Here is a 19,945-nt window from a genome sequence, read left to right on the forward strand (position 1 = left end):
AGGACGTCCGTGCTGCACCCTGCGGTTGCAGAGATCAGTAGGGTGCGGCGCATGACAGGTTCCGGTGCCGAACTGCGGCGCACGCTGGGCACAGGCGACGCCGTAGTCATCGGTCTCGGCTCGATGATCGGTGCCGGCATCTTCGCCGCCCTCGGCCCCGCGGCGCGCGCGGCCGGGTCCGGGCTGCTGTTCGGGCTCGCGGTCGCCGCCGTGGTCGCCTACTGCAACGCCACATCCTCGGCACGGCTGGCCGCCCTGTACCCGGCCTCGGGCGGCACCTATGTGTACGGGCGGGAGCGGCTCGGGCCCTTCTGGGGCTATCTCGCGGGCTGGTCGTTCGTGGTCGGAAAGACGGCCTCCTGTGCGGCGATGGCTCTGACGGTGGGTGCGTACGTCTGGCCTGGGCAGGCCCATGCCGTGGCCGTCGCTGCCGTGGTGGCGCTGACCGCGGTGAACTACGGCGGGATCCAGAAGTCCGCCTGGCTGACCCGGGCGATCGTGGCGGTGGTCCTCGCTGTCCTCGCTTCCGTAGTGGTCGTGTGTCTTGGGTCCGGGGCCTCGGAGGCCGGGCGGCTGGACACCGGGGTCTCCGGCGGCGTGAGCGGGGTGCTGCAGGCGGCCGGTCTGCTGTTCTTCGCGTTCGCGGGGTACGCGCGCATCGCGACCCTCGGTGAGGAGGTACGGGATCCCGCGCGCACCATCCCCCGCGCGATCCCCCTGGCCCTGGGCATGACGCTGGTGGTGTACGCGGGTGTGGCGGTGGCTGTCCTTTCCGTGCTGGGTGCTGCTGCTCTGGGCCGTGCTGACGCGCCGCTGGCCGAGGCGGTGCGAGTGGCCGGGGTGCCGGGGCTCGTGCCGGTGGTGCGGGTGGGTGCCGTCGTGGCCGCGCTGGGTTCGCTGCTCGCCCTGATTCTCGGCGTCTCACGAACGACGCTGGCCATGGCCCGGGACCGCCATCTGCCGGGCGCGCTCGCGGCCGTCCACCCTCGCTTCCAGGTGCCGCACCGGGCCGAGCTGGCCGTGGGGGCGGTGGTCGCGGTCCTCGCCGCCACGGTCGACGTGCGGGGCGCGATCGGTTTCTCCTCCTTCGGTGTGCTCGCGTACTACGCGGTGGCCAACGCGTCGGCGTGGACACTCGGTTCGGCTCCGGCGGTCCGGGTGGTACCGGCGGTGGGGCTGCTCGGGTGTGGGGTGCTGGCGTTCGCGCTGCCTGCGGTTTCGGTGGTCGCGGGCGCGGGGGTGCTGGCGGTCGGGGCGGGGGCGTATGGCGTACGGAAGCGGTGGGCGGGGCGGTAGGTCGGCGGCCGCGTCCCTTTCAAGGGAGCGTCAGGACGCGTGGGCCGGCGGTGCCGTGCGTATCCGGAACTGTGTCCAGGGAGTCATCTCCAACTCCTCGTTCATCTCCTCGTACCAGCCCGTGCCGTCGACCCAGGTTTGCAGCCAGTCCGTGAGGGTGGGGGCGTCGACGAACCAGGAGTGGTCGCAGTCACCGGCGTTCGGTTCGAAGAGGAGAACGGGGGCTTCCGGGCTGTGGCAGTCCACGCACGCGTACATCGCGCAGCCCCAGTGGGATATCGGCAGGACGCCCTCGGGCCAGGGCCAGTCGGGGTCCTTACGGCTGCTCTTGCGGTTGGCCAGGTATTGCACGACGGCCGCGGGCTCGCCGGACGGAGGGCTGTCGAGCAGGGGCAGCAGGCCGTACTCCGGGCCGAATCCGCCGTCACCTATACGCAGGTAGAGGTCGGCGAGCAGCGGGGGCAGGTGGAAGCCCAACGCTGCCTCGGCGCGGGAGAGGGTGTCCGCCTCCACCGGCTCGGGGAGGGAAGTCCAACCCCACGGCTGGGTGTTGCGGGCCTTGTCCGCCACCCGTGCCAGCAACTGCTCGCTCTCGGTCATGCATTCATGATGCAGGGCGGCACTGACAGCCGGGCAGACCTGTGGACAACCTCCGGGTTGTGGAAAACCTCGGGGGAACCTCGGCTCAGGCGAGGTGTACGTCGACGCGATCGCCCTCGGCGAGAAAGGCGAGGAGTTCCTCGAATGCCGACGGCCCGTGTGGGGCCTGCGGGGTGACGCCAAGAGATCTGCGGGCGACTTCGGAGTCGTGCCAGACCAGGCTGAGGGGCGGGGTGGCGCCCCAGCGGCCCATCAGACAGTCGTCCAGGGCGTCCAGGCCCCAGCCGAAGTAGCCGCCGGGGCCGTTCACCGCTTCGCCCAGGGCACAGAAGAAGCCGGGCAGGTCGGTGATGTGGCGGCCGTCGAGGTGATACATCGTGCCGGGCGGCCGGTCCTGGCCGCCGTACACGTGGTTGTCGAGCGCCGTGCGAAGCCAGAACTGCCGTCCCTCGTCGTCACATCGCGCCCAGCGGTTGGGCTCCGTCGGGCGTCCCTCGGTCCACAGTTCCCACACCTCGCCGGCCGCGAAGGGCGGGCGTTCCGACCACAGGTCCAGGGTGAGGTCCACCAGACCGGGACCGCGTGCCGACGGGATCCAGGCCCGTAGCTCACCCTCGGCTGCGGACTGCAGGGGCCGACCGGAGATGTCGATGCGCAGGACCTTGGCATGACCGAGGTCCTCCTCCCCCGCATCCAGCGCGGTCCGCAGGGCGCCCTGTGGAGAGCAGCCCAGCAGGCGCAGCGGGGGTTCCATGGTTTCGTCCGGGATCTCGCGTACGCGGGCCAGGTCGCGGCAGGTGCCGTGCGGTTCACCATGGGAACCCAGCAGGCGGTAGCCCGGGGACAGCGGCGGACGCCGCGGGTAGTCGTAGGGGTTGTGGTCGGGTTCCGTTCCCTCGATCGTGACGTCCCGCAGTGTCACGTCGCGGGCACAGGGGCGGTCGCCGAGGAGGCGTGCCTCTTCCAGATGCCACTCACCGACTGCCGCGCCGGTCTTGTCGAGAATCTCCAGGGTGAGAGTTCCCAGAGGCGCCGATCCCTCGGCACGCGCGCGCGTGAGGGCTTCGCACAAGCGGCCCTGGGGAGCGCAGCCGAGGAGTTCGTAGACGCCCCGGAGTGGAGGAGGCGGGTCGGCGAAGAGATCCTCGGCGTCCTCGCACAACGCCCACGTCTCCTCGTAGCCCTCCTCGCCCTCGAACTCGGCTTCCCGGTCGTACGACAGCAGGACGTACTTCGGCGCCCCCACCCCCCGGCCCGTCCGTCAGCGGGTCGCGAACGGCTCGTCCGTGGGGACGATGTCGCGGCCCAGTGGGAACAGGGACACGGGGATCAGCTTGAAGTTGGCGATGCCGAACGGGATACCGATGATCGTGACGCAGAGGACGAGGCCCGTCGCGATGTGGCCCAGGGCCAGCCACCAGCCGGCGAGCACCAGCCACAGGACGTTGCCGACGCAGGAGGGTGCGCCCGCGTCGCGGCGCTCGACCGTGGTGTACCCGAAGGGCCACAAGGCGTAGACGCCGATGCGGAAGGCCGCTATGCCGAACGGGATGCCGATGATGGTGATGCAGAGCAGCGCGCCCGCGGCCAGATAGGCGAGGAACAGCCAGAAGCCGCTCAGGACGAGCCAAATGACGTTCAGGATGGTTTTCATTGGGGGCGACCTGCCATCTTCTCGAGCCGGGCGATGCGCTCCGCCATCGGCGGGTGAGTCGAGAACATCTTGGACAGTCCCTGGCCAGGGCGGAAGGGGTTCGCGATCATCATGTGGCTCGCGGTCTCGATGCGCGGCTCGGGGGGCAACGGCAGTTGCTTGGTGCCCATTTCGAGCTTGCGCAGGGCGCTGGCGAGTGCGAGGGGATCGCCGGTGAGCTGGGAGCCGGACGCGTCCGCTTCGTACTCCCTGGAGCGGCTGATGGCCATCTGGATGAGGCCGGCCGCGAGCGGTCCGAGGATCATGATCATCAGCATACCGAGGAGGCCCGGGCCGTCATCGTCGTCGGAGCGGCCGATCGGGATCAGCCAGGCGAAGTTGACCAGGAACATGATCACGGAGGCGAGGGCGCCGGCGACCGACGAGATCAGGATGTCGCGGTTGTAGACATGGCTGAGCTCGTGGCCGATGACACCGCGCAGTTCGCGCTCGTCCAGGATGCGCAGGATGCCGTCGGTGCAGCACACGGCGGCATTGCGCGGATTGCGGCCGGTCGCGAAGGCGTTGGGTGCCTCGGTCGGCGAGATGTACAGGCGCGGCATGGGCTGACGGGCCTGGGTGGAGAGTTCGCGGACCATGCGGTACAGGGCCGGTGCCTCGAACTCGCTCACCGGGCGGGCACGCATCGCGCGTAGAGCCAGCTTGTCGCTGTTCCAGTACGCGTACGCGTTGGTGCCCAGCGCGATCAGGACGGCCACAACCAGCCCCATGCGGCCGAAGAAGCTGCCGATGACGATGATGAGTGCGGACAGTCCCCCGAGGAGGACTGCGGTCCTGAGCCCGTTGTGCCGGCGGTGCACGGTACGCCCTCCAAGTGGTGCAGCAGGGGAACCCTTTGCTTGCTGATCTCCGATGTCTTCCGATGCCACCGGTCCGTGATGTCACGTCCAGTGGACCCTCCCGTTTTGCTCAACGCCAGGCGAGGGTCACTAGTTCCCTTGTGCGCGCGGAGGCCCAGGTGGGCCGTCCGGGTGATGGTCCAAGGGCGGCTGTTCAGGTTCGGGAGGACCGGTTCAGAAGAGCCCGGTGTCGGTGAAGCGCAACACCAGCTGGGGTGCGCCCGAGAGGGCGACGCCGAGGACGCCGGTCAGGGCGAGCGCGGCGGTGAGGGGGGCGGGGACGCGGTGCGCGGCGGGCTCACCCTCGGGGGCCCTGAACAGCAGTGTCGTCCACTGGAGGTAGTAGAAGAGCGCGATCACGACGTTGACGGCCATGACCACGGCGAGCCATCCGAGGCCCGCGTCCACGGCCGCCGAGAAGACGGTGACCTTGGCGAACAGGCCGATGATGCCCGGCGGCAGACCTGCCAGGCAGAGCAGGAAGAAGGCCAGGAGGAGGGCGGCGAGCGGGTTGGTCGCGTAAAGGCCGCGGTAGTCGGTGATGCGGTTCGCGGCCCTCGTTCGGCCCACCAGCGCGGCCACCGCGAAGGCGCCGAGGTTCACGGCGGCGTACATGAGGGCGTAGGCGACGGTGGAGCCGACGGACCGCTCGGCGTCGTCGGAGTACGCGGCGGCGGCGATCGGGACGAGGAGGTAGCCGGCCTGGCCGACGGAGGACCAGGCGAGCAGCCGTACGGCGCTGTACGCGCGCGTGGCCTGCTGTCGGAGCGCACCGACGTTGCCGACGGTCATGGTGAGGGCGGCGAGGGCGGCGAGCGCCGGGCCCCAGACGTCGGCGTACGACGGCAGGGCGACGACGGTGACGAGGATCAGGCCGGAGAAGCCGACCGTTTTGCCGACGACCGACAAGTAGGCGGCGATCGGGAGGGGGGCGCCGACGTAGGTGTCGGGCACCCAGAAGTGGAAGGGGACGGCGGCCGTCTTGAAGGCGAAGCCGACGAGGGTGAGGACGACGCCGGTCTGGGCGAGGGTGTGGAGCTGCCCGTCGACGTTCTGGATGCGGTCGGCGATCTGTGTGAGGTAGAGGGTGCCCGTGGAGGCGTACACGAAGCTGATGCCCATGAGGCTGACCGCGGTCGCGGTGACCGAGGACAGCAAGAACTTCAGGGCCGCTTCGGAGGACTTCCTGTCGCCGTGCCGGATGCCGACGAGGGCGAAGGCGGGCAGGGAGGCGACTTCCAGGGCGACGACGAGGGTCGCCAGGTCGCGGGAGGCGGGCAGGAGTGCGGCGCCGGCGGCCGAGGAGAGCAGCAGGAACCAGTACTCCCCTTCGGGGAGTCTCTTGTCGGCGTCCTTGAGGGTGGTGACCGACAGGAGGGCCGCCAGGAGGGCACCGCCAAGGACGAGGAACTGGATGACGAGCGTGAAGCGGTCGGCCGCATAGCTGCACACGTCGGCGTCGCCGGTCAGGCAGAAGGTGCTGCGGTCGCCGTCCAGGAGGGGCAGCAGCAGGAGGACGGAGGCTGCCAGGCCCGTGACCGAGACCCATCCGAGCAGGGCTTTCCTCTGCTCGCCGACGAACAGGTCCGCGACGAGAACGACGAGTCCGACGACCGCCGCGAGGGTGGGTGGCGCGATCGCGAGCCAGTCGACGGACTGCACAAGGTTCGCGGCCAGGGGCTCGGCCGAAGAGGCCAATGGCTGAGTCATGGCGGCCAGGGTGCTCATCGGGTGCCTCCTGCGAGGAGCTGCTGGACGGCCGGGTCGGTAAGGCCGAGAAGGGCCTTCGGCCACAGGCCCGCCGCAACAGTGAGGGCGACGAGCGGCGTCCAGGCCGCGAACTCGTACGTGTGGACGTCGGCCAGCTGGGGGGCGTCCTGGGGTACGGCACCCATGCAGACGCGGCGGACCACGACGAGCATGTACGCCGCCGTCAGGAGGGTGCCGAACGCGCCGATCGCCATGAAGGTGAGGAAGGCGGGTCGGCTGAGGTCGTCGGCGGGCTCGAAGGCGCCGAACAGGGCCAGCATCTCGCCCCAGAATCCGGCGAGGCCGGGCAGGCCGAGCGAGGCGACCGCCCCGAAGGCCAGCAGGCCGCCGAGGCGCGGGGCCTTGCCGTACAGGGCGGCGCCGGTCTCCTCGGCCAGGGTGTCGAGGTCGGTGGTGCCGGTGCGGTCCTTCAGGGCGCCGACCAGGAAGAACAGGAGGCCGGTGATGAGACCGTGGGCGATGTTGGCGAACAGGGCGCCGTTCACGCCGGTCGGAGTCATGGTGGCGATGCCGAGCAGGACGAAGCCCATGTGGCCGACGGAGGAGTAGGCGATGAGGCGCTTGAGATCGCCCTTCGCGCCACGCTTGGCGAGGGCGAGGCAGGCCAGGGATCCATAGATGATCCCGACCACGGCGAAGGCGGCGAGATAGGGCGCGAAGTCGCGGAAGCCGTCCGGGGCGATCGGCAGCAAAATCCGGACGAAACCGTACGTACCCATCTTCAGCAGGACGCCGGCCAGCAGGACCGAGCCGACGGTCGGCGCGGCGGTGTGGGCGTCGGGCAGCCAGCTGTGCAGCGGCCACATCGGGGTCTTGACCGCGAGCCCGATCCCGATCGCCAGAACGGCGATGACCTGCACGGATGCGGACAGTGACCGGCCGTTGTCAGTGGCGAGTGCCACCATGTCGAATGTGCCCGCCTTGATCCCGATCAGGAGCAGGCCCAGCAGCATGACGACAGAGCCGAGCAGTGTGTAGAGGATGAAGCGCCAGGCGGCGGCCTGACGGTCCTCGCCGCCCCAGCGGGCGATGAGGAAGTACATCGGGATGAGCACCATCTCGAACGCGAGGAAGAACAGCAGCAGATCGAGGACCGCGAAGGTCGCGAGGGTGCCGGACTCGAGCATGAGCAGCAGTGCGACGAAGGCCTTCGGGGTGGGGCCCGCGGGCATCTTGAAGTACGAGTAGAGCGCGCAGAGGAAAGTCAGCAGCGCGGTCAGGACCAGAAGAGGGAGGGAGATGCCGTCGATGCCGAGGTGGATGCGCACGTCGAGTGCGGGGATCCAGCTGATGTCGGTCGTGGCCTGCATCTTCGACGGATGGTCGTGGTCGAAGCCGAGCGCCAGGACGATCGCGGCGATGAGGATCACGCCGGTGACGGTCACGCCGTGCCGCAGTACGGCCTGGTCCGGTGACTTCCCCTTCAGTCCGGGCGGGGCCGGCAGCAGAGCCGTGACGGCGCCGAGGAGCGGACCTGCCACCACGAACGCCAGAAGGAACTGCATCACGGACTCGTTGATATCGATCACGCCTGCTCACGCTCCCGTGGCGACGAGGACGACGGCAACCGCGAGGACGACGGTGCCGGCGAGCAGCGCGCTCACATAGGTCTGCAGATTGCCGGTCTGGGCCCGTCGTACGGCGGTGCCGAGCCAGCCGGGCAGCGTTCCCGCGCCGCGTACGTAGGTCTCTACGACTTCGCGGTCCAGGAACCGGACGAGGGTGGCTCCGGCCTGGACCGGGCGGACGAAGACGGCCGTGTACAGGGCGTCCAGGTGGAAGCCGACGGCCGCGTGACGGTGCAGTGGGCCGAGCAGCAACCGTCCGGGGTCCGCGGGGTCGGGCGCATAGGCCACGTCTCCGTAAGCGGGCTCGTGGGTGGCGATGGCCTCGGCCTCGACCAGTCCGGCGTCGCCCTCGGGGTGGGCGGCGACCGCACCCAGCGGGACGCGGGCCGTGACCGCACTGGTGTGCCGCCAGGCCGCGTAGGTGACGAGGCCGCCGATCAGGGCCACGCCCGTGCCGACGACGGAGGTGGTGAGGGTCGGGGTGAGGTCGCGGCCGTCGAACCAGTCGGGCAGCACTCGGTAGGAGAACGCGCCGAGGGCGAGGGACGGGGCCGCGAGGACCCATAGGACCACGGTCATCGTCAGCGGCTGGCGTCCGTGGTCGGGGGCCTCGGTGCCCCGCCCGCGGAAGGCCAGCAGCCACAGCCGCGTCGCGTACGCGGCTGTGAGCAGGGCCGTGAGGAGCCCGGCGACGAGGGTGACCCAGCCTGCGGCGCCGGGGGCGTGTTCGGTGTGGCCCGTGGCGACGTGCTCGGCCGCGCCGAGGACGGACTCCTTGGAGAAGAAGCCGCTGAAGGGCGGGATCGCGGCGAGCGCGAGGAGCGCCACGGTCATCGTCCAGTAGGCGTCGGGGACACGGGCGCTCAGGTCCTTCATACGGGACATGGCGGCCAGGGAGTTGGTGCCCGCGGCGTGGATGATCACGCCGGCCGCGAGGAACAGCAGCGCTTTGAAGGCGCCGTGGGACAGGAGGTGGAAGACGGCGGCACCGCGGTCGCCGACGGCGAGGGCGCCGGTCATGTAGCCGAGCTGGCCGATCGTCGAGTAGGCGAGGACACGCTTGATGTCGTCCTGGGCGAGCGCGGCGAGGCCCGAACCGATCATCGTGACGGCGGCCATGACGGCGAGGACCACCATCGCGGCCTGGGAGGCCTCGAAGACCGGGAGGAGACGGGCGATGAAGTAGACACCGGCGGCAACCATCGTCGCGGCGTGGATCAGCGCGGAGACGGGCGTGGGGCCCGCCATCGCGTCGGGGAGCCAGGTATGCAGCGGGAACTGCGCCGACTTTCCCGCCACGCCCGCGAGGAGGAGCAGGGCGATCAGGGTCGGGTGGTCGAGCCCGCCGTGCGCGACGGCGTCCAGGACCTTCGTGATCCGGAAGGAGCCGGCGTCGGTGGCCAGGGCGAACAGGCCGATCAGGAAGGGGACGTCACCGAGCTTGGTCACCAGGAATGCCTTGAGGGAGGCGGCGCGGGCCTCCGGGGTCTCCCAGTAGTGGCCGACCAGGAAGTACGAGCAGATGCCCATGATCTCCCAGCCGACCAGCAGCACGATCAGGTCGCCGGAGTAGACGACGAGCAGCATCGCGGAGGTGAAGAGGGAGACGAGAGCGGCGTAGGAGGGGTAGCGCGGGTCGTCGCGCAGATAGCCGGTCGAGTAGATCTGCACACAGGTGGCGACGAAGGCGACCAGGACGGCGACGAGGGCGGCGAAGCCGTCGATGTACAGGGCGAGTTCGATCGGGACCGAGCCGGTCGGGGTGAGTTCGGTGGCGGCGTTCACCGTCTGGTCGCCGCCCTGGCGTACGGCGACCACCGCGGCGAGCGCGAGGGCGGCCAGGGGCGGCAGGACGGCGAGCGGGCGGACGAAGCCGGGGGCGGTGCGGCCCAGGAGCAGGCCGACCGCGGCGCCCAGGAAGGGAAGGAGGGGGACGAGGACGGCGAGGGTGGTCGTGGTCACGCGGTGGCCTCAGCCTTCCCGGTCCGCCCGGACTCTGCGGCCTGTTCGGCCGTGCGGGCGTCGTCGTCGGAGGTGTCGGGGTCGTGGCCCTCGGCCGTGTCGCGGAGCTTGTCGATGTCGGCGGTGCCGCGGTTGCGGTGGACGGCGAGGACGATCGCGAGGCCGATGCCGATCTCGGCGGCGGCGATGGCGATGGTGAACAGGGTCAGGGCCTGGCCGGAGTGCAGGGTCTCCTCGGCGGCCCTGCTGAGCCAGACGTCGAAGGCGACCAGGTTCAGGTTGACGGCGTTGAGCATCAGCTCGACCGACATCAGGACGAGGATCGCGTTGCGGCGGGCCAGGACGCCGTAGAGGCCGGTGCAGAAGAGGAGGGCGGAGAGTACGGCGGGATAGGCGAGGTGCATCAGCGGGCGCCTTCCTGCTCAGTCGAGTCGGTTTCCCTGGCCGACTTGGTTCCCTTGGCCGACTCGGTTCCCACGACCGGATCATTTCGCCCGATCGTGTGATTACGGGAATCAGGGACGGATGGGGAACTACCGGTCGCGGCTCGGGAGTTCACAGGGGGAGAGCTCGACTCCGCCCTCGCCTTGCGGGACAGGACGATCGCGCCGACCAGCGCCGCGAGGAGCAGGACGGAGAGGGCCTCGAAGGGGAGGACCCAGTTCTGGAAGAGGCTCGCGCCGGTTGCCTCGGTGGAGCCGGCGGCGGGGCCGTCCAGGTCGATCCAGGTGGTGCGGAAGGCGTCGACGACCACCCAGACCAGAGCGGCCGCTGCGGCAAGGGCCACGACGAGGGCGGCCCAGCGGTTGCCGGAGTCGGCGTCCGGGGAGCGGCCGATGGGGGCCCTGGTGAGCATCAGACCGAACAGAAGGAGGACGACGACGGAGCCGACGTAGATGAGGACCTGCACCCACGCGATGAACTCGGCGGTGAGCAGGAGGTATTCGACGGCGAGGCCGCCGAGGGCCACCACCAGCCACAGGGCGGCGTGCACCAGCTGCTTGGTGGTGACGGTGATGATCGCTGCTCCGAAGGTGACCAGGCCGACGAGCAGGAAGGCGATCTCGACGCCGGTCGGGGAAAGGAAGCCGTGCGCTGCCTGGGCGAGGGTCACGACTCCTCCCCCTGGGGATCGGCCGACGGGGCCGGCTCGGCCTGGGCCGCCGCCAGCTTCTCGGCGGTCTTGCGGGCGGTGGCGATCTCCTTCGGTTCCTCCGCGCCGGGGTCGAGGGCAGGTGGGGCCGGGACGGTCCACATCCACTCACGGAGCTTGTCCCGCTCGTGGGTGAGGTCGCGGATGTCGGTCTCGGCGTACTCGAACTCCGGGGACCAGAACAGGGCGTCGAAGGGACACACCTCGATGCAGATACCGCAGTACATGCAGAGGGAGAAGTCGATGGCGAAGCGGTCGAGGACGTTGCGGCTGCGTTCGCGGCCACCGGGGGTTGCCGCCGGGACCGTCTCCTTGTGGGAGTCGATGTAGATGCACCAGTCGGGGCACTCACGGGCGCACAGCATGCAGACCGTGCAGTTCTCCTCGAACAGGCCGATCACCCCGCGGGTGCGGGGCGGGAGGTCGGGCTGGGCGTCGGGGTACTGCTCGGTGACGGTCTTCTTCGTCATCGTGCGCAGGGTGACGGCCAGGCCCTTGGCCAGACCCGAGCCAGGAATGGGGGCCATGGTTACTGGATCACCACCTTGACGATGCCGGTGAGGGCGATCTGGGCGAGGGAGAGGGGGACGAGGAGGGTCCAGGAGAGTTTCTGGAGCTGGTCCTCGCGCAGGCGGGGATAGGTCACGCGGAGCCAGATGACGACGAAGGCGAGCACGGCCGCCTTGAGGAGGGTCCAGACCCAGCCGAGCCCGTCGGCGCCCCAGGGGCCGTGCCAGCCGCCCAGGAAGAGGACGGTGGTCAGGCCGCACAGGACGACGATTCCGGCGTACTCGGCGAGGAGGAAGAGGGCGAAACGCAGGCCGGTGTACTCGGTGTAGGCGCCGAAGATGATCTCCGAGTCGGCGACCGGCATGTCGAAGGGAGGGCGCTGGAGTTCGGCGAGGCCCGCGACGAAGAAGACGATCGCGCCGACGATCTGCCAGGGCAGCCACCACCACTCGAAGGCGTCGAGGATGCCGGGGAGGGAGACGGTTCCGGCTGCCATCGCCACCGAGGCGGCGGTGAGCAGCATCGGGAGTTCGTAGGCGAGGAGCTGTGCGGCGGTGCGCAGGCCGCCGAGGAGGGAGAACTTGTTGGCGGAGGCCCAGCCGGCCATGAGGGAGCCGAGGACGCCCACGCCCATCACGGCGAGCACGAAGAACACGCCTGCGTCGACGACCTCGCCGACGGCGCCCTCGCCGGGGCCGATCGGGATGGCGAGGAGGACCAGGAGGTAGGGCAGGAGGGCGACGGCGGGGGCGAGTTGGAAGATACGGCGGTCCGCGCCCGCCGGTACGACGTCTTCCTTCTGGGCGAACTTCACGCCGTCCGCGACGAGTTGGGCCCAGCCGTGGAAGCCTCCGGCGTACATCGGACCCAGGCGGCCCTGCATGTGGGCCATCACCTTGTGCTCGGTCTGGCCGATGATCAGGGGGAAGGTGAGGAAGACGACGAAGACGATCAGGAGTCGCAGGGCGACGTCGAGAGCGTCATTCACTGCGGGCCTCCTGTGGGCTTGTCGGGAGTGGGGGTGTGAGTGTCGGGGGTGGAGGGCTCGTCAGGGGTCTGGTCCTCGGAGGCCTGGGCGGCGCGGTCGGGGCTCTCGTCGGTGCCATCCGGGCGTTCCGGGTCCTGGGAGTCCTCGGGAGCCTCAGGTACCTCGGATGTCGGGGGGCTCCCGGAAGTTTGGGGCTGGTCGGGGGCCTTGGATCCCTCGGAGGTCGTGGACTCCTCAGAGGTCGGCTCGGAAGCCTGCGGCTTCTCCGGAATCTCGGAAGCATCGGAAGTCGGCGGCTCTTCCGGGATCTCGCGACCGTCGGAAACCGACAGTTCCTCCTGAACCTCGAGACGTTCGGAAGGGCCTTCTGGGGCCGTGGGGGCTCCCGAAGGTGTGGGCTTCTGGGAGGCCTTGCGCACCTCCGGCACCTCCGGCACGTCGGGGCGTTCGGCGACCCCGGGGCTCTCGGGATGCTCGGAGACCCCCGTGTCCTCGGGACGCTCGGAGACTCCGCTGTCCCCGGATGGGGAAGGGCGCTCGGAGACTCCTGGGGCCCCGGGTGCGGGAGGCCGGTTCGGTTCCGGGTCGTCGAAGGCCGGGCGGGCGTGGTGCCACGGTGCGTCCGGGCTGCGAGGGGTGGTGGGGGGCTTCGGCGGCGCGGGGTTCGTGCTCGCGTCGTCGGTCGTCGGCTCGGTCTGGGCCGCCGCGGCGCGCTGACTCGCGGAACCGCTCGAGGCGGAGCGCGCACGGCGAGGTCCGGCCGGTGCACCACCCGTCGCTCCCGGACGCTGAGGTGCGGGGGCAGGCGACGCCGGGGAGTCCGAGGCGAGTGTGGGCGAATCCTTCCCCTGGGCGTCCGACGAGGACGCGGGCAAGCCGGTTGCCGGAGTTACGGACTCGGGCGCACCGCCGGCTGGGGCTGCGGAACCGGCCCCGGTGTCGTCGACCTCCGGTGCCGCCTGACTCGCCGAACCCTGCGCAGCGCTACGTGTGCGCCGGGTCACGCCAGTCGGCGAGGCGGGGGGAGCCCCCTTCGTCGCCCCGGGCGTGTTCTGGCTCGCCGACCCCTCCTCGGCCGCCGAATGCGCCCGCCGCGAACCAGCCCCCGCCGCCCCCGACGCGCCCGCCGCATCCGACGCCCCAGACGCCTCCGCCTGACTCGCCGAACCCTCCACCGCCAAACGCGCCCCGCGCGGTCCAGCCCCCGACGCGCCCGCCGCATCCGACGCTCCGGACACCTCCCCCTGGCTCGCCGACCCCTCCGCCGCCGAACGTGCCCGGCGGACCGGGCGGTCCCCCGTGGCGCGGGGTGGGCGTTCGGTCGGGGGGCGGCCTGCGGTGCGGGTTGGGCGGGTCGGGGCTGGGGGGAGTTGGCCCTTCAGGGGGCCCCATTCGTTCGGGTCGGGGACTCCTGGGGGAAGCATCTGGCGGCGTTTGGGGCCGCCGTGCTCGGACTCGCCCGGTTCCTTTGCGCCGGGCCAGGCCTTGGCGACGCGGGCGGCCAGGACGAAGTCCTTGCGGAGGGGGTGGCCCTCGAAGGTTTCCGGCAGGAGGAGGTGGTTCAGGGAGGGGTGGCCCTCGAAGGTGACGCCGAACATCTCGTGGGTCTCGCGCTCGTGCCAGGCGGCACCCGCGTAGATGTCGACGGCGGTGGGCAGCACCGGGGTCTCGTGGGAGATCGTCGTACGGAGCAGCAGGCGTCGTACCGGGGCGAGGGCCGCCACGTGGGCCGCCACGCGGAAGCCGGTGCCCGGTTCGTCGACGGCGCTGAGCCAGTCGAAATAGGTGCAGCCCAGTTCGTCGCGGGCGACGCGCAGTGCCGTGAGCCAGGTCGTGGGCGGGACGTCCACGGTCAGGACCTCGTACGACTCCTCGGCGGTGGCCTCGGGGCCGAAGAGTTCCTCGGCGGGCGCCGGGAGCCAACCGACGGCGGTCACTGTGACTCCCCCTCGCCCGAAATCGAAGTCGAAGCCGAAGTCGAAGCCGGCGCCTGCGCAGGCGGCTGCACCAACCCGCTCTGCAGCGCGGCCGCCGACGGACGCGCCGCGGACGGCCCGTACCGCTCCTCCAGCGACTCCCGGGCGATCTTCTCCTGGAGCTTCAGGATTCCCTGGAGCAGCGCCTCGGGCCGGGGCGGGCAACCGGGGACGTAGACGTCGACGGGGATGATCTGGTCGACGCCCTTCGTCACGGAGTACGAGTCCCAGTACGGGCCGCCGCAGTTGGAACAGGCGCCGAAGGAGATGACGTACTTGGGCTCGGGCATCTGCTCGTACAGACGCTTCACCGCCGGTGCCATCTTGTCCGTGACCGTGCCGGAGACGACCATCAGGTCGGCCTGGCGCGGGCCCGGTGCGAAGGGGATGACGCCGAGGCGGATGAAGTCGTGGCGGGCCATCGACGCGGCGATGAACTCGATGGCGCAGCAGGCGAGACCGAAGTTGAAGACCCACAGGGAGTACCGGCGGCCCCAGTTGAGGATCACCTTCATCGGCTCGGGGGCGAGGCGGGCGAGGGCGCCCAGCCGTTGCGGCTCCGGGAGCAGAACGGGCTCCGTGGCAGCGGAGTCGACCGCAGGGTTCACGTCCATGTCAGGACACCCTTCTTGTACGCGTACAGCAAGCCCACGGCGAGGAAGCCGAGGAAGATGAACATCTCGACGAGGGTCGTCGCGCCGTAGCCGGGAGCCGCGAAGACCGTCGCCCACGGAAACAGGAAGATCGAGTCGACGGCGAAGATGACGTAGAGGAAGGCGTAGACGTAGTAGCGGACCTGGGTGTGGGCCCAGCCCTCGCCGACGGGATCGACTCCGCACTCGTACGTCAGGAGCTTCTCGGGGGTGGGCACCACGGGTCGCAGCAGACGGCCGGCGCCGAAGGCGACCGCGACGAACAGCACGCCGACGACGGCGAGCAGTCCGACGACCGAGTACGACTGGAAGTAGTCCGCCGCGACGACGGTCGGATCGACGACGGTTGCATCGACGACGATCGGTTCCGGCACGTCCGCCCCTCACTCCCTGTGAGCACGCTGAACACAGTGGTCACGCTGAACACCACTGTTCGACGATCTGTACGCACCGGAGTCTAGGCCCTGATAAAGGCACGGTAAGCAGCCCGTCACCCCCGGAAAGCCATCCGAAAGGCCGGGGTGGGGTTTTCCCCCGTAAGCCGCGGCGGTCCGCCTCATGGCGCGCGGCGGTCCGGGGCGGCACGCTAGCCCATATGACCGAACGCCATTCGTCCCCGAGCCGCGCCGTGACCACCGGCAGACACGGCGGAACCGACGACGGCCGGCCGCCGCCGGCCCGTTTCGCCTACGACGCGCACACCTGGAAGGAGATCGCGCATCTCCTGGCGAACCTTCCGGTGTCGATCCTCGGCTTCACCTATGTCGTGACGGTGCTGTTCACCGGTTTCTGGCTGACCGTCACGGTGATCGGATTCCCGTTGCTCGCGGCGGGTCTGCTGGGCGCGCGGCAGCTCGGCAAGCTGGAGCGGGCGCGGGCCCGGGCCCTGCTCGGAGTGCGGGTGGACGAACCGAGCCGTCTGCCGTGGCGCACCAAGAACGGCGGCAACGGCTTCTTCGCCCAGCTGTGGATGGGGGTGAAGGACCCCGTGGGCTGGCGGACGGTGCTGTACGACTTCATCCGGCTGCCCTGGGGGGTGCTCACCTTCACCATCACGCTGACCTCGTTGTTCGTGCTGTGGCCGGTCCTGCCGTTCATCGCGCGGGGCCTCGCCAACGTGGACCGGGCGATGGTGCGCGGTCTGCTGTCGCCCTCGGACGAGCTGGAACGCCGTATCGCCGAACTGGAGTCCGACCGGGGGGTCGTGGTCGACACGGCCGCGGCCGATCTACGGCGTATCGAGCGCGATCTGCACGACGGTGCGCAGGCCCGGCTGGTCAACCTGGCCATGGGTCTCGGCCTCGCGAAGGAGAAGCTCCTGGAGGACCCCGAGTACGCGCAGGCGATGGTCGAGGAGGCACACGGCGAGGTGAAGCTGGCGCTTCAGGAGCTGCGGGATCTGGCGCGGGGCATCCATCCGGCCGTACTGACCGACCGAGGCCTCGACGCGGCGCTGTCGAGCGTCGCCTCGCGCTGCACGGTCCCGGTGAAGGTGACCGCCGACCTCGACGCGCGGCCGGTCCAGGCGATCGAGGGGATCGCCTACTTCACCGTCTCCGAGCTGCTCCAGAACATCAGCAAGCACAGCGGGGCCCGGTCGGCGTCGGTCGACGTGTGGCGCTCGGAGAACCGGCTGCTCATCCAGGTGTGGGACGACGGCCGCGGCGGAGCCCGGCTCGACGGCGGCACCGGTATGCGGGGGCTCGCGGAGCGCCTCGACGCGGTCGACGGGCTGTTCGTCATCGACTCGCCGCCGGGCGGGCCGACGGTCGTCACGGCGGAGCTGCCGTGGCGGGACCGTGGCCTGGAGAAGGGGTAGGGAAAACCCCCCTTTCAAGAGGCCGACGGACTCCATGGTCCGTTGAGCTGCGGCCCAGCAGGGTGGAGATACGACACCACAGGCGCGGGACGAGAGAAGAAGGACGACGTCGATGGCCACGGACTACGGGTACGACAGTGGGCTCGGGTTCCCCGAGACGGTACGGCGGCACCGGGTGCCGGCCGGGCTGCGGGCGCCGTTCGAGGGGCGGACCTGGCGGGAGTTCGGCTATGTGCTGCTGAGCCTGCCGATCAGCATCGTGATGTTCACGTACGCCGTCACGATGATCTCGCTCGGCGCGGGCCTGCTCGTGACCTTCCTGGGGATTCCGGTCTTCGCGGCCGGGCTCGCCGGCTGCCGTGGGCTCGGGGCGCTGGAACGGGCGCGGGCACGGGGGATGCTGGATCTGGAGGTCGGGGATCCAGAGCCGCTCAGGATGCGGAAGTCGGGGTTCATGGCGTGGGTGGGGGCGGTGCTCAAGAGCGGGACGTCGTGGCGGACGCTGCTGTACTCGGTGCTGCACCTGCCGTGGGCGACGTTCTCGTTCGTCGTCGCGGTGAACTTCTGGGTGTACGGCTGGGCGCTGCTGACGTATCCGCTGTGGTTCTGGGTCTTCCCGGCGTACGTCGGTCAGGACGGGCTTCAGCTCTACGGCGACCAGACCCACCACATCTACCTGGACAACCCGTTCGAGATCGGTGTGACCGCGCTGGTGGGACTGCTGTTCACGCTGGCCACGCCGTGGATCGTGCGGGCGCTGACGATGGTGGACCGGGTGATGGTGCACGGGCTGCTGGGGCCGACCCGGCTGTCGGCGCGGGTGGTGGAGCTGGAGTCCGACCGGGGGGTCGTGGTGGATACGGCGTCCGCGGATCTGCGTCGGATCGAGCGGGATCTGCACGACGGTGCGCAGGCTCGGCTGGTGGCGCTGGCCATGGATCTGGGGCTGGCGAAGGAGAAGCTCACGGAGGATCCTGCCGCGGCGGCGCGGATGGTGGACGAGGCGCACGGTGAGGTGAAGACGGCGCTTCAGGAGCTGCGGGATCTGGCTCGGGGGATTCATCCGGCGGTGCTGACCGACCGGGGGCTGGACGCCGCGCTGTCGGCGGTGGCTTCTCGGTGCACGGTGCCGGTGCAGGTGGAGGTGGATCTGCCGGCCCGGCCTGCGCCGGCGATCGAGGGGATCGCGTACTTCACGGTGTCGGAGCTGTTGCAGAACATCAGCAAGCACTCTCGGGCGACGCTCGCCGCGGTGGATGTGTGGCGGGTGGAGAACCGGTTGATGCTGCAGGTCGTGGACAACGGGGTGGGTGGGGCCGATGTGTCCTCCGGGTCCGGGCTTGCGGGGTTGGCGGAGCGGCTGGACGCGGTGGACGGGATCCTGGTGGTGGATTCGCCGGTCGGGGGGCCGACTCGGGTCACGGCGGAGTTGCCGTGGCGGGGCGAGCGGGTGTGACGGGTACGGCGTGAGGGGGCGGTGGGGGTTGTTCGCCCCCGCCGCCCTTACCCATTCCCATCCTTAGGGGCTTCCGCCCCTTCGACCCCGGGGGCTCCGCGGGTCTGCCCCCGCAACGGGTCCCGGGCGGGGCTCCGGTGATTTCAGAGGTGCGGCTCCGGGCGGGCACAGGGGAGCCCCGCAGGGCGTAGGGGGAGCCCTCGCAGGGCGTACGCGGCGGAGCCAGAGCCGGGGCGTGGGGAAGTCTCCGCAGAGGGCTGGGGGGCACCCCCGGGGGGGTACGAGGGTGCAGGCATGGCGGGCTGGGAGGTGCGAGGCTCTGGCGGCCGGCCCCCTGTGTGCCGTCTCGCGGGTGGATGGGACCCGGCGGAGAGACCTGCGGCCTCGGACCCTGGGTGATCTTGACGGCACTGGCCCGCAAGGACCCGGCGCCCTGCAAGGCACCCGCCCCCGCACAACCCGACGCCCCGCAAAGCACCCGACCCCGCACAATCCGACGCCCTGCCGGACACCAGGCCCCGCAAAGCCCGGCACCCTGCCCCACAAACTCGACGCCCTGCGAGCCGCCGGTCCCCTGCACAACCCGACCCCCTGCAAGAAACCCGCCCCCGCACAACCCGACGCCCCGCAAGGCGCCGACCCCCCGCACAACCCGACGCCCACCCTCCCCCAAGGCACCGGCGTCTCTCGGCCCCCGGCGGGCTCCCCCGTGGCGAAGATGGCCGGATTTCGAGTGTGGCCCCGTGTTATCGGGTCCTTGTTCGTATTCCTGGGGCCTAATCCCGTTGCCCGCGCCCGCCCGGATCCGAATGCTGGAATGCTGGACTTGTCCAGCGGGTGGACTGGGAGTGGGCTGGGGGGCCGAGAGTCGTGGAGGACAGGGTGCGGGTGGTCATCGCCGAGGATTCAGTGCTGCTGAGGGAGGGCCTGACCCGGTTGCTGACCGACCGCGGGCACGACGTCGTGGCCGGTGTGGGCGACGGAGAGGCGCTGATCAAGACGATCGGTGAGCTGGACGCCCAGGGCGAGCTGCCCGACGTCGTCGTCGCCGATGTGCGGATGCCTCCGACACACACGGACGAGGGCGTGCGAGCCGCCGTACAACTGCGCAAGGCACATCCCGGACTCGGGGTACTCGTACTGTCGCAGTACGTGGAGGAGCGGTACGCCACCGAGTTGCTGGCCGGGTCCAGTCGCGGGGTGGGATACCTGCTCAAGGACCGGGTCGCGGAGGTGCGTGAGTTCGTGGACGCGGTGGTGCGGGTGGCCGAGGGAGGTACCGCCCTCGACCCCGAGGTGGTCGCTCAGCTGCTGGGACGCAGCCGTAAGCAGGACGTGCTCGCCAATCTCACGCCCCGCGAGCGGGAGGTCCTGGGACTCATGGCCGAGGGGCGCACCAATTCGGCGATCGCGCGGCAGCTCGTCGTGAGCGACGGGGCCGTGGAGAAGCATGTCAGCAACATCTTCCTGAAGCTCGGGCTGTCCCCGAGCGACGGGGACCACCGGCGGGTGCTGGCGGTGCTGACCTACCTGAACTCCTGACGACCTGACACCGTGTCAGATATCGCGGTGGCGGCCAGTCAGGGAGACGGAGGGGCCACCCGGGACCGAGAACCAAAGAACGATGAGGGAGCGTCTTCA

Annotated in this window: 18 protein-coding genes; 4 read left to right on the forward strand and 14 right to left on the reverse strand. The window is 70.4% G+C overall.

The features are described from left to right. Window positions 1–51: 51 nt before the first annotated feature. Complete coding sequence (locus RNB18_RS35960; RefSeq protein WP_311718271.1) at window positions 52–1,296, forward strand: APC family permease; 1,245 nt, start codon at window positions 52–54, stop codon at window positions 1,294–1,296. 30 nt (window positions 1,297–1,326) lie between these two features. Here the strand turns inward: RNB18_RS35960 and RNB18_RS35965 are convergent, their stop codons facing one another. From RNB18_RS35965 to RNB18_RS36030, 14 genes are all read right to left on the reverse strand, one after another. After that, a complete protein-coding gene (locus RNB18_RS35965; protein WP_311718272.1) occupies window positions 1,327–1,896 on the reverse strand; it encodes an SMI1/KNR4 family protein in 570 nt (189 codons plus the stop codon). Window positions 1,897–1,981: 85 nt separating this feature from the next. Continuing rightward, a complete protein-coding gene (locus tag RNB18_RS35970) occupies window positions 1,982–3,142 on the reverse strand; it encodes a barstar family protein (protein WP_311718273.1) in 1,161 nt (386 codons plus the stop codon). A gap of 15 nt (window positions 3,143–3,157) precedes the next feature. Then, window positions 3,158–3,550 (reverse strand): YccF domain-containing protein, encoded by a 393-nt coding sequence (locus tag RNB18_RS35975; protein WP_311718274.1) that lies wholly within the window; start codon window positions 3,548–3,550, stop codon window positions 3,158–3,160. After that, window positions 3,547–4,410, reverse strand: a complete 864-nt coding sequence (htpX, locus tag RNB18_RS35980; protein ID WP_059204949.1) for a zinc metalloprotease HtpX — start codon at window positions 4,408–4,410, stop codon at window positions 3,547–3,549. The genes RNB18_RS35975 and htpX overlap by 4 nt, the downstream gene beginning before the upstream one ends. A 213-nt stretch (window positions 4,411–4,623) precedes the next feature. Then, entirely contained in the window at window positions 4,624–6,177 is a 1,554-nt protein-coding gene (locus RNB18_RS35985) for an NADH-quinone oxidoreductase subunit N (protein WP_311718275.1), read from the reverse strand. Then, entirely contained in the window at window positions 6,174–7,748 is a 1,575-nt protein-coding gene (locus RNB18_RS35990) for an NADH-quinone oxidoreductase subunit M (protein ID WP_311718276.1), read from the reverse strand. The genes RNB18_RS35985 and RNB18_RS35990 overlap by 4 nt, the downstream gene beginning before the upstream one ends. Window positions 7,749–7,754: 6 nt before the next feature. Continuing rightward, on the reverse strand, window positions 7,755–9,749 hold the full coding sequence (locus tag RNB18_RS35995; RefSeq protein WP_311718277.1) for an NADH-quinone oxidoreductase subunit 5 family protein: 1,995 nt from the start codon (window positions 9,747–9,749) through the stop codon (window positions 7,755–7,757). After that, complete coding sequence (gene nuoK, locus RNB18_RS36000) at window positions 9,746–10,153, reverse strand: NADH-quinone oxidoreductase subunit NuoK (RefSeq protein ID WP_059204951.1); 408 nt, start codon at window positions 10,151–10,153, stop codon at window positions 9,746–9,748. Before nuoK ends, RNB18_RS35995 begins: the two co-directional genes overlap by 4 nt. Beyond that, complete coding sequence (locus RNB18_RS36005; RefSeq protein ID WP_311718278.1) at window positions 10,153–10,863, reverse strand: NADH-quinone oxidoreductase subunit J family protein; 711 nt, start codon at window positions 10,861–10,863, stop codon at window positions 10,153–10,155. The genes nuoK and RNB18_RS36005 overlap by 1 nt, the downstream gene beginning before the upstream one ends. Then, window positions 10,860–11,429 (reverse strand): NuoI/complex I 23 kDa subunit family protein, encoded by a 570-nt coding sequence (locus RNB18_RS36010; protein WP_311718279.1) that lies wholly within the window; start codon window positions 11,427–11,429, stop codon window positions 10,860–10,862. The genes RNB18_RS36005 and RNB18_RS36010 overlap by 4 nt, the downstream gene beginning before the upstream one ends. 2 nt (window positions 11,430–11,431) lie before the next feature. Continuing rightward, window positions 11,432–12,400, reverse strand: a complete 969-nt coding sequence (locus tag RNB18_RS36015; protein WP_280865883.1) for a complex I subunit 1/NuoH family protein — start codon at window positions 12,398–12,400, stop codon at window positions 11,432–11,434. Beyond that, window positions 12,397–14,337 (reverse strand): NADH-quinone oxidoreductase subunit C, encoded by a 1,941-nt coding sequence (locus RNB18_RS36020; protein ID WP_311718281.1) that lies wholly within the window; start codon window positions 14,335–14,337, stop codon window positions 12,397–12,399. The genes RNB18_RS36015 and RNB18_RS36020 overlap by 4 nt, the downstream gene beginning before the upstream one ends. Further along, a complete protein-coding gene (locus tag RNB18_RS36025) occupies window positions 14,334–14,990 on the reverse strand; it encodes an NADH-quinone oxidoreductase subunit B (RefSeq protein ID WP_311718283.1) in 657 nt (218 codons plus the stop codon). Before RNB18_RS36025 ends, RNB18_RS36020 begins: the two co-directional genes overlap by 4 nt. Next, the gene (locus tag RNB18_RS36030; RefSeq protein ID WP_311718284.1) at window positions 14,981–15,403 is read right to left on the reverse strand and encodes an NADH-quinone oxidoreductase subunit A; all 423 of its coding nucleotides are present in this window, start codon (window positions 15,401–15,403) and stop codon (window positions 14,981–14,983) included. The genes RNB18_RS36025 and RNB18_RS36030 overlap by 10 nt, the downstream gene beginning before the upstream one ends. Window positions 15,404–15,624: 221 nt before the next feature. Here RNB18_RS36030 and RNB18_RS36035 point away from each other — a divergent pair, with 221 nt between their 5' ends. The 3 genes from RNB18_RS36035 (at window position 15,625) to RNB18_RS36045 (ending at window position 19,846) form a co-directional block, all read left to right on the forward strand. Continuing rightward, window positions 15,625–16,848, forward strand: a complete 1,224-nt coding sequence (locus RNB18_RS36035) for a sensor histidine kinase (protein ID WP_311718285.1) — start codon at window positions 15,625–15,627, stop codon at window positions 16,846–16,848. A gap of 112 nt (window positions 16,849–16,960) precedes the next feature. Beyond that, entirely contained in the window at window positions 16,961–18,304 is a 1,344-nt protein-coding gene (locus tag RNB18_RS36040) for a sensor histidine kinase (RefSeq protein ID WP_311718286.1), read from the forward strand. 882 nt (window positions 18,305–19,186) lie between these two features. Continuing rightward, window positions 19,187–19,846 (forward strand): response regulator transcription factor, encoded by a 660-nt coding sequence (locus tag RNB18_RS36045; protein WP_280863833.1) that lies wholly within the window; start codon window positions 19,187–19,189, stop codon window positions 19,844–19,846. Window positions 19,847–19,945 lie beyond the last annotated feature (99 nt).

It is taken from the genome of Streptomyces doebereineriae, from assembly GCF_031845645.1.
GTDB classification, from domain to species: Bacteria; Actinomycetota; Actinomycetes; order Streptomycetales; family Streptomycetaceae; genus Streptomyces; species Streptomyces canus.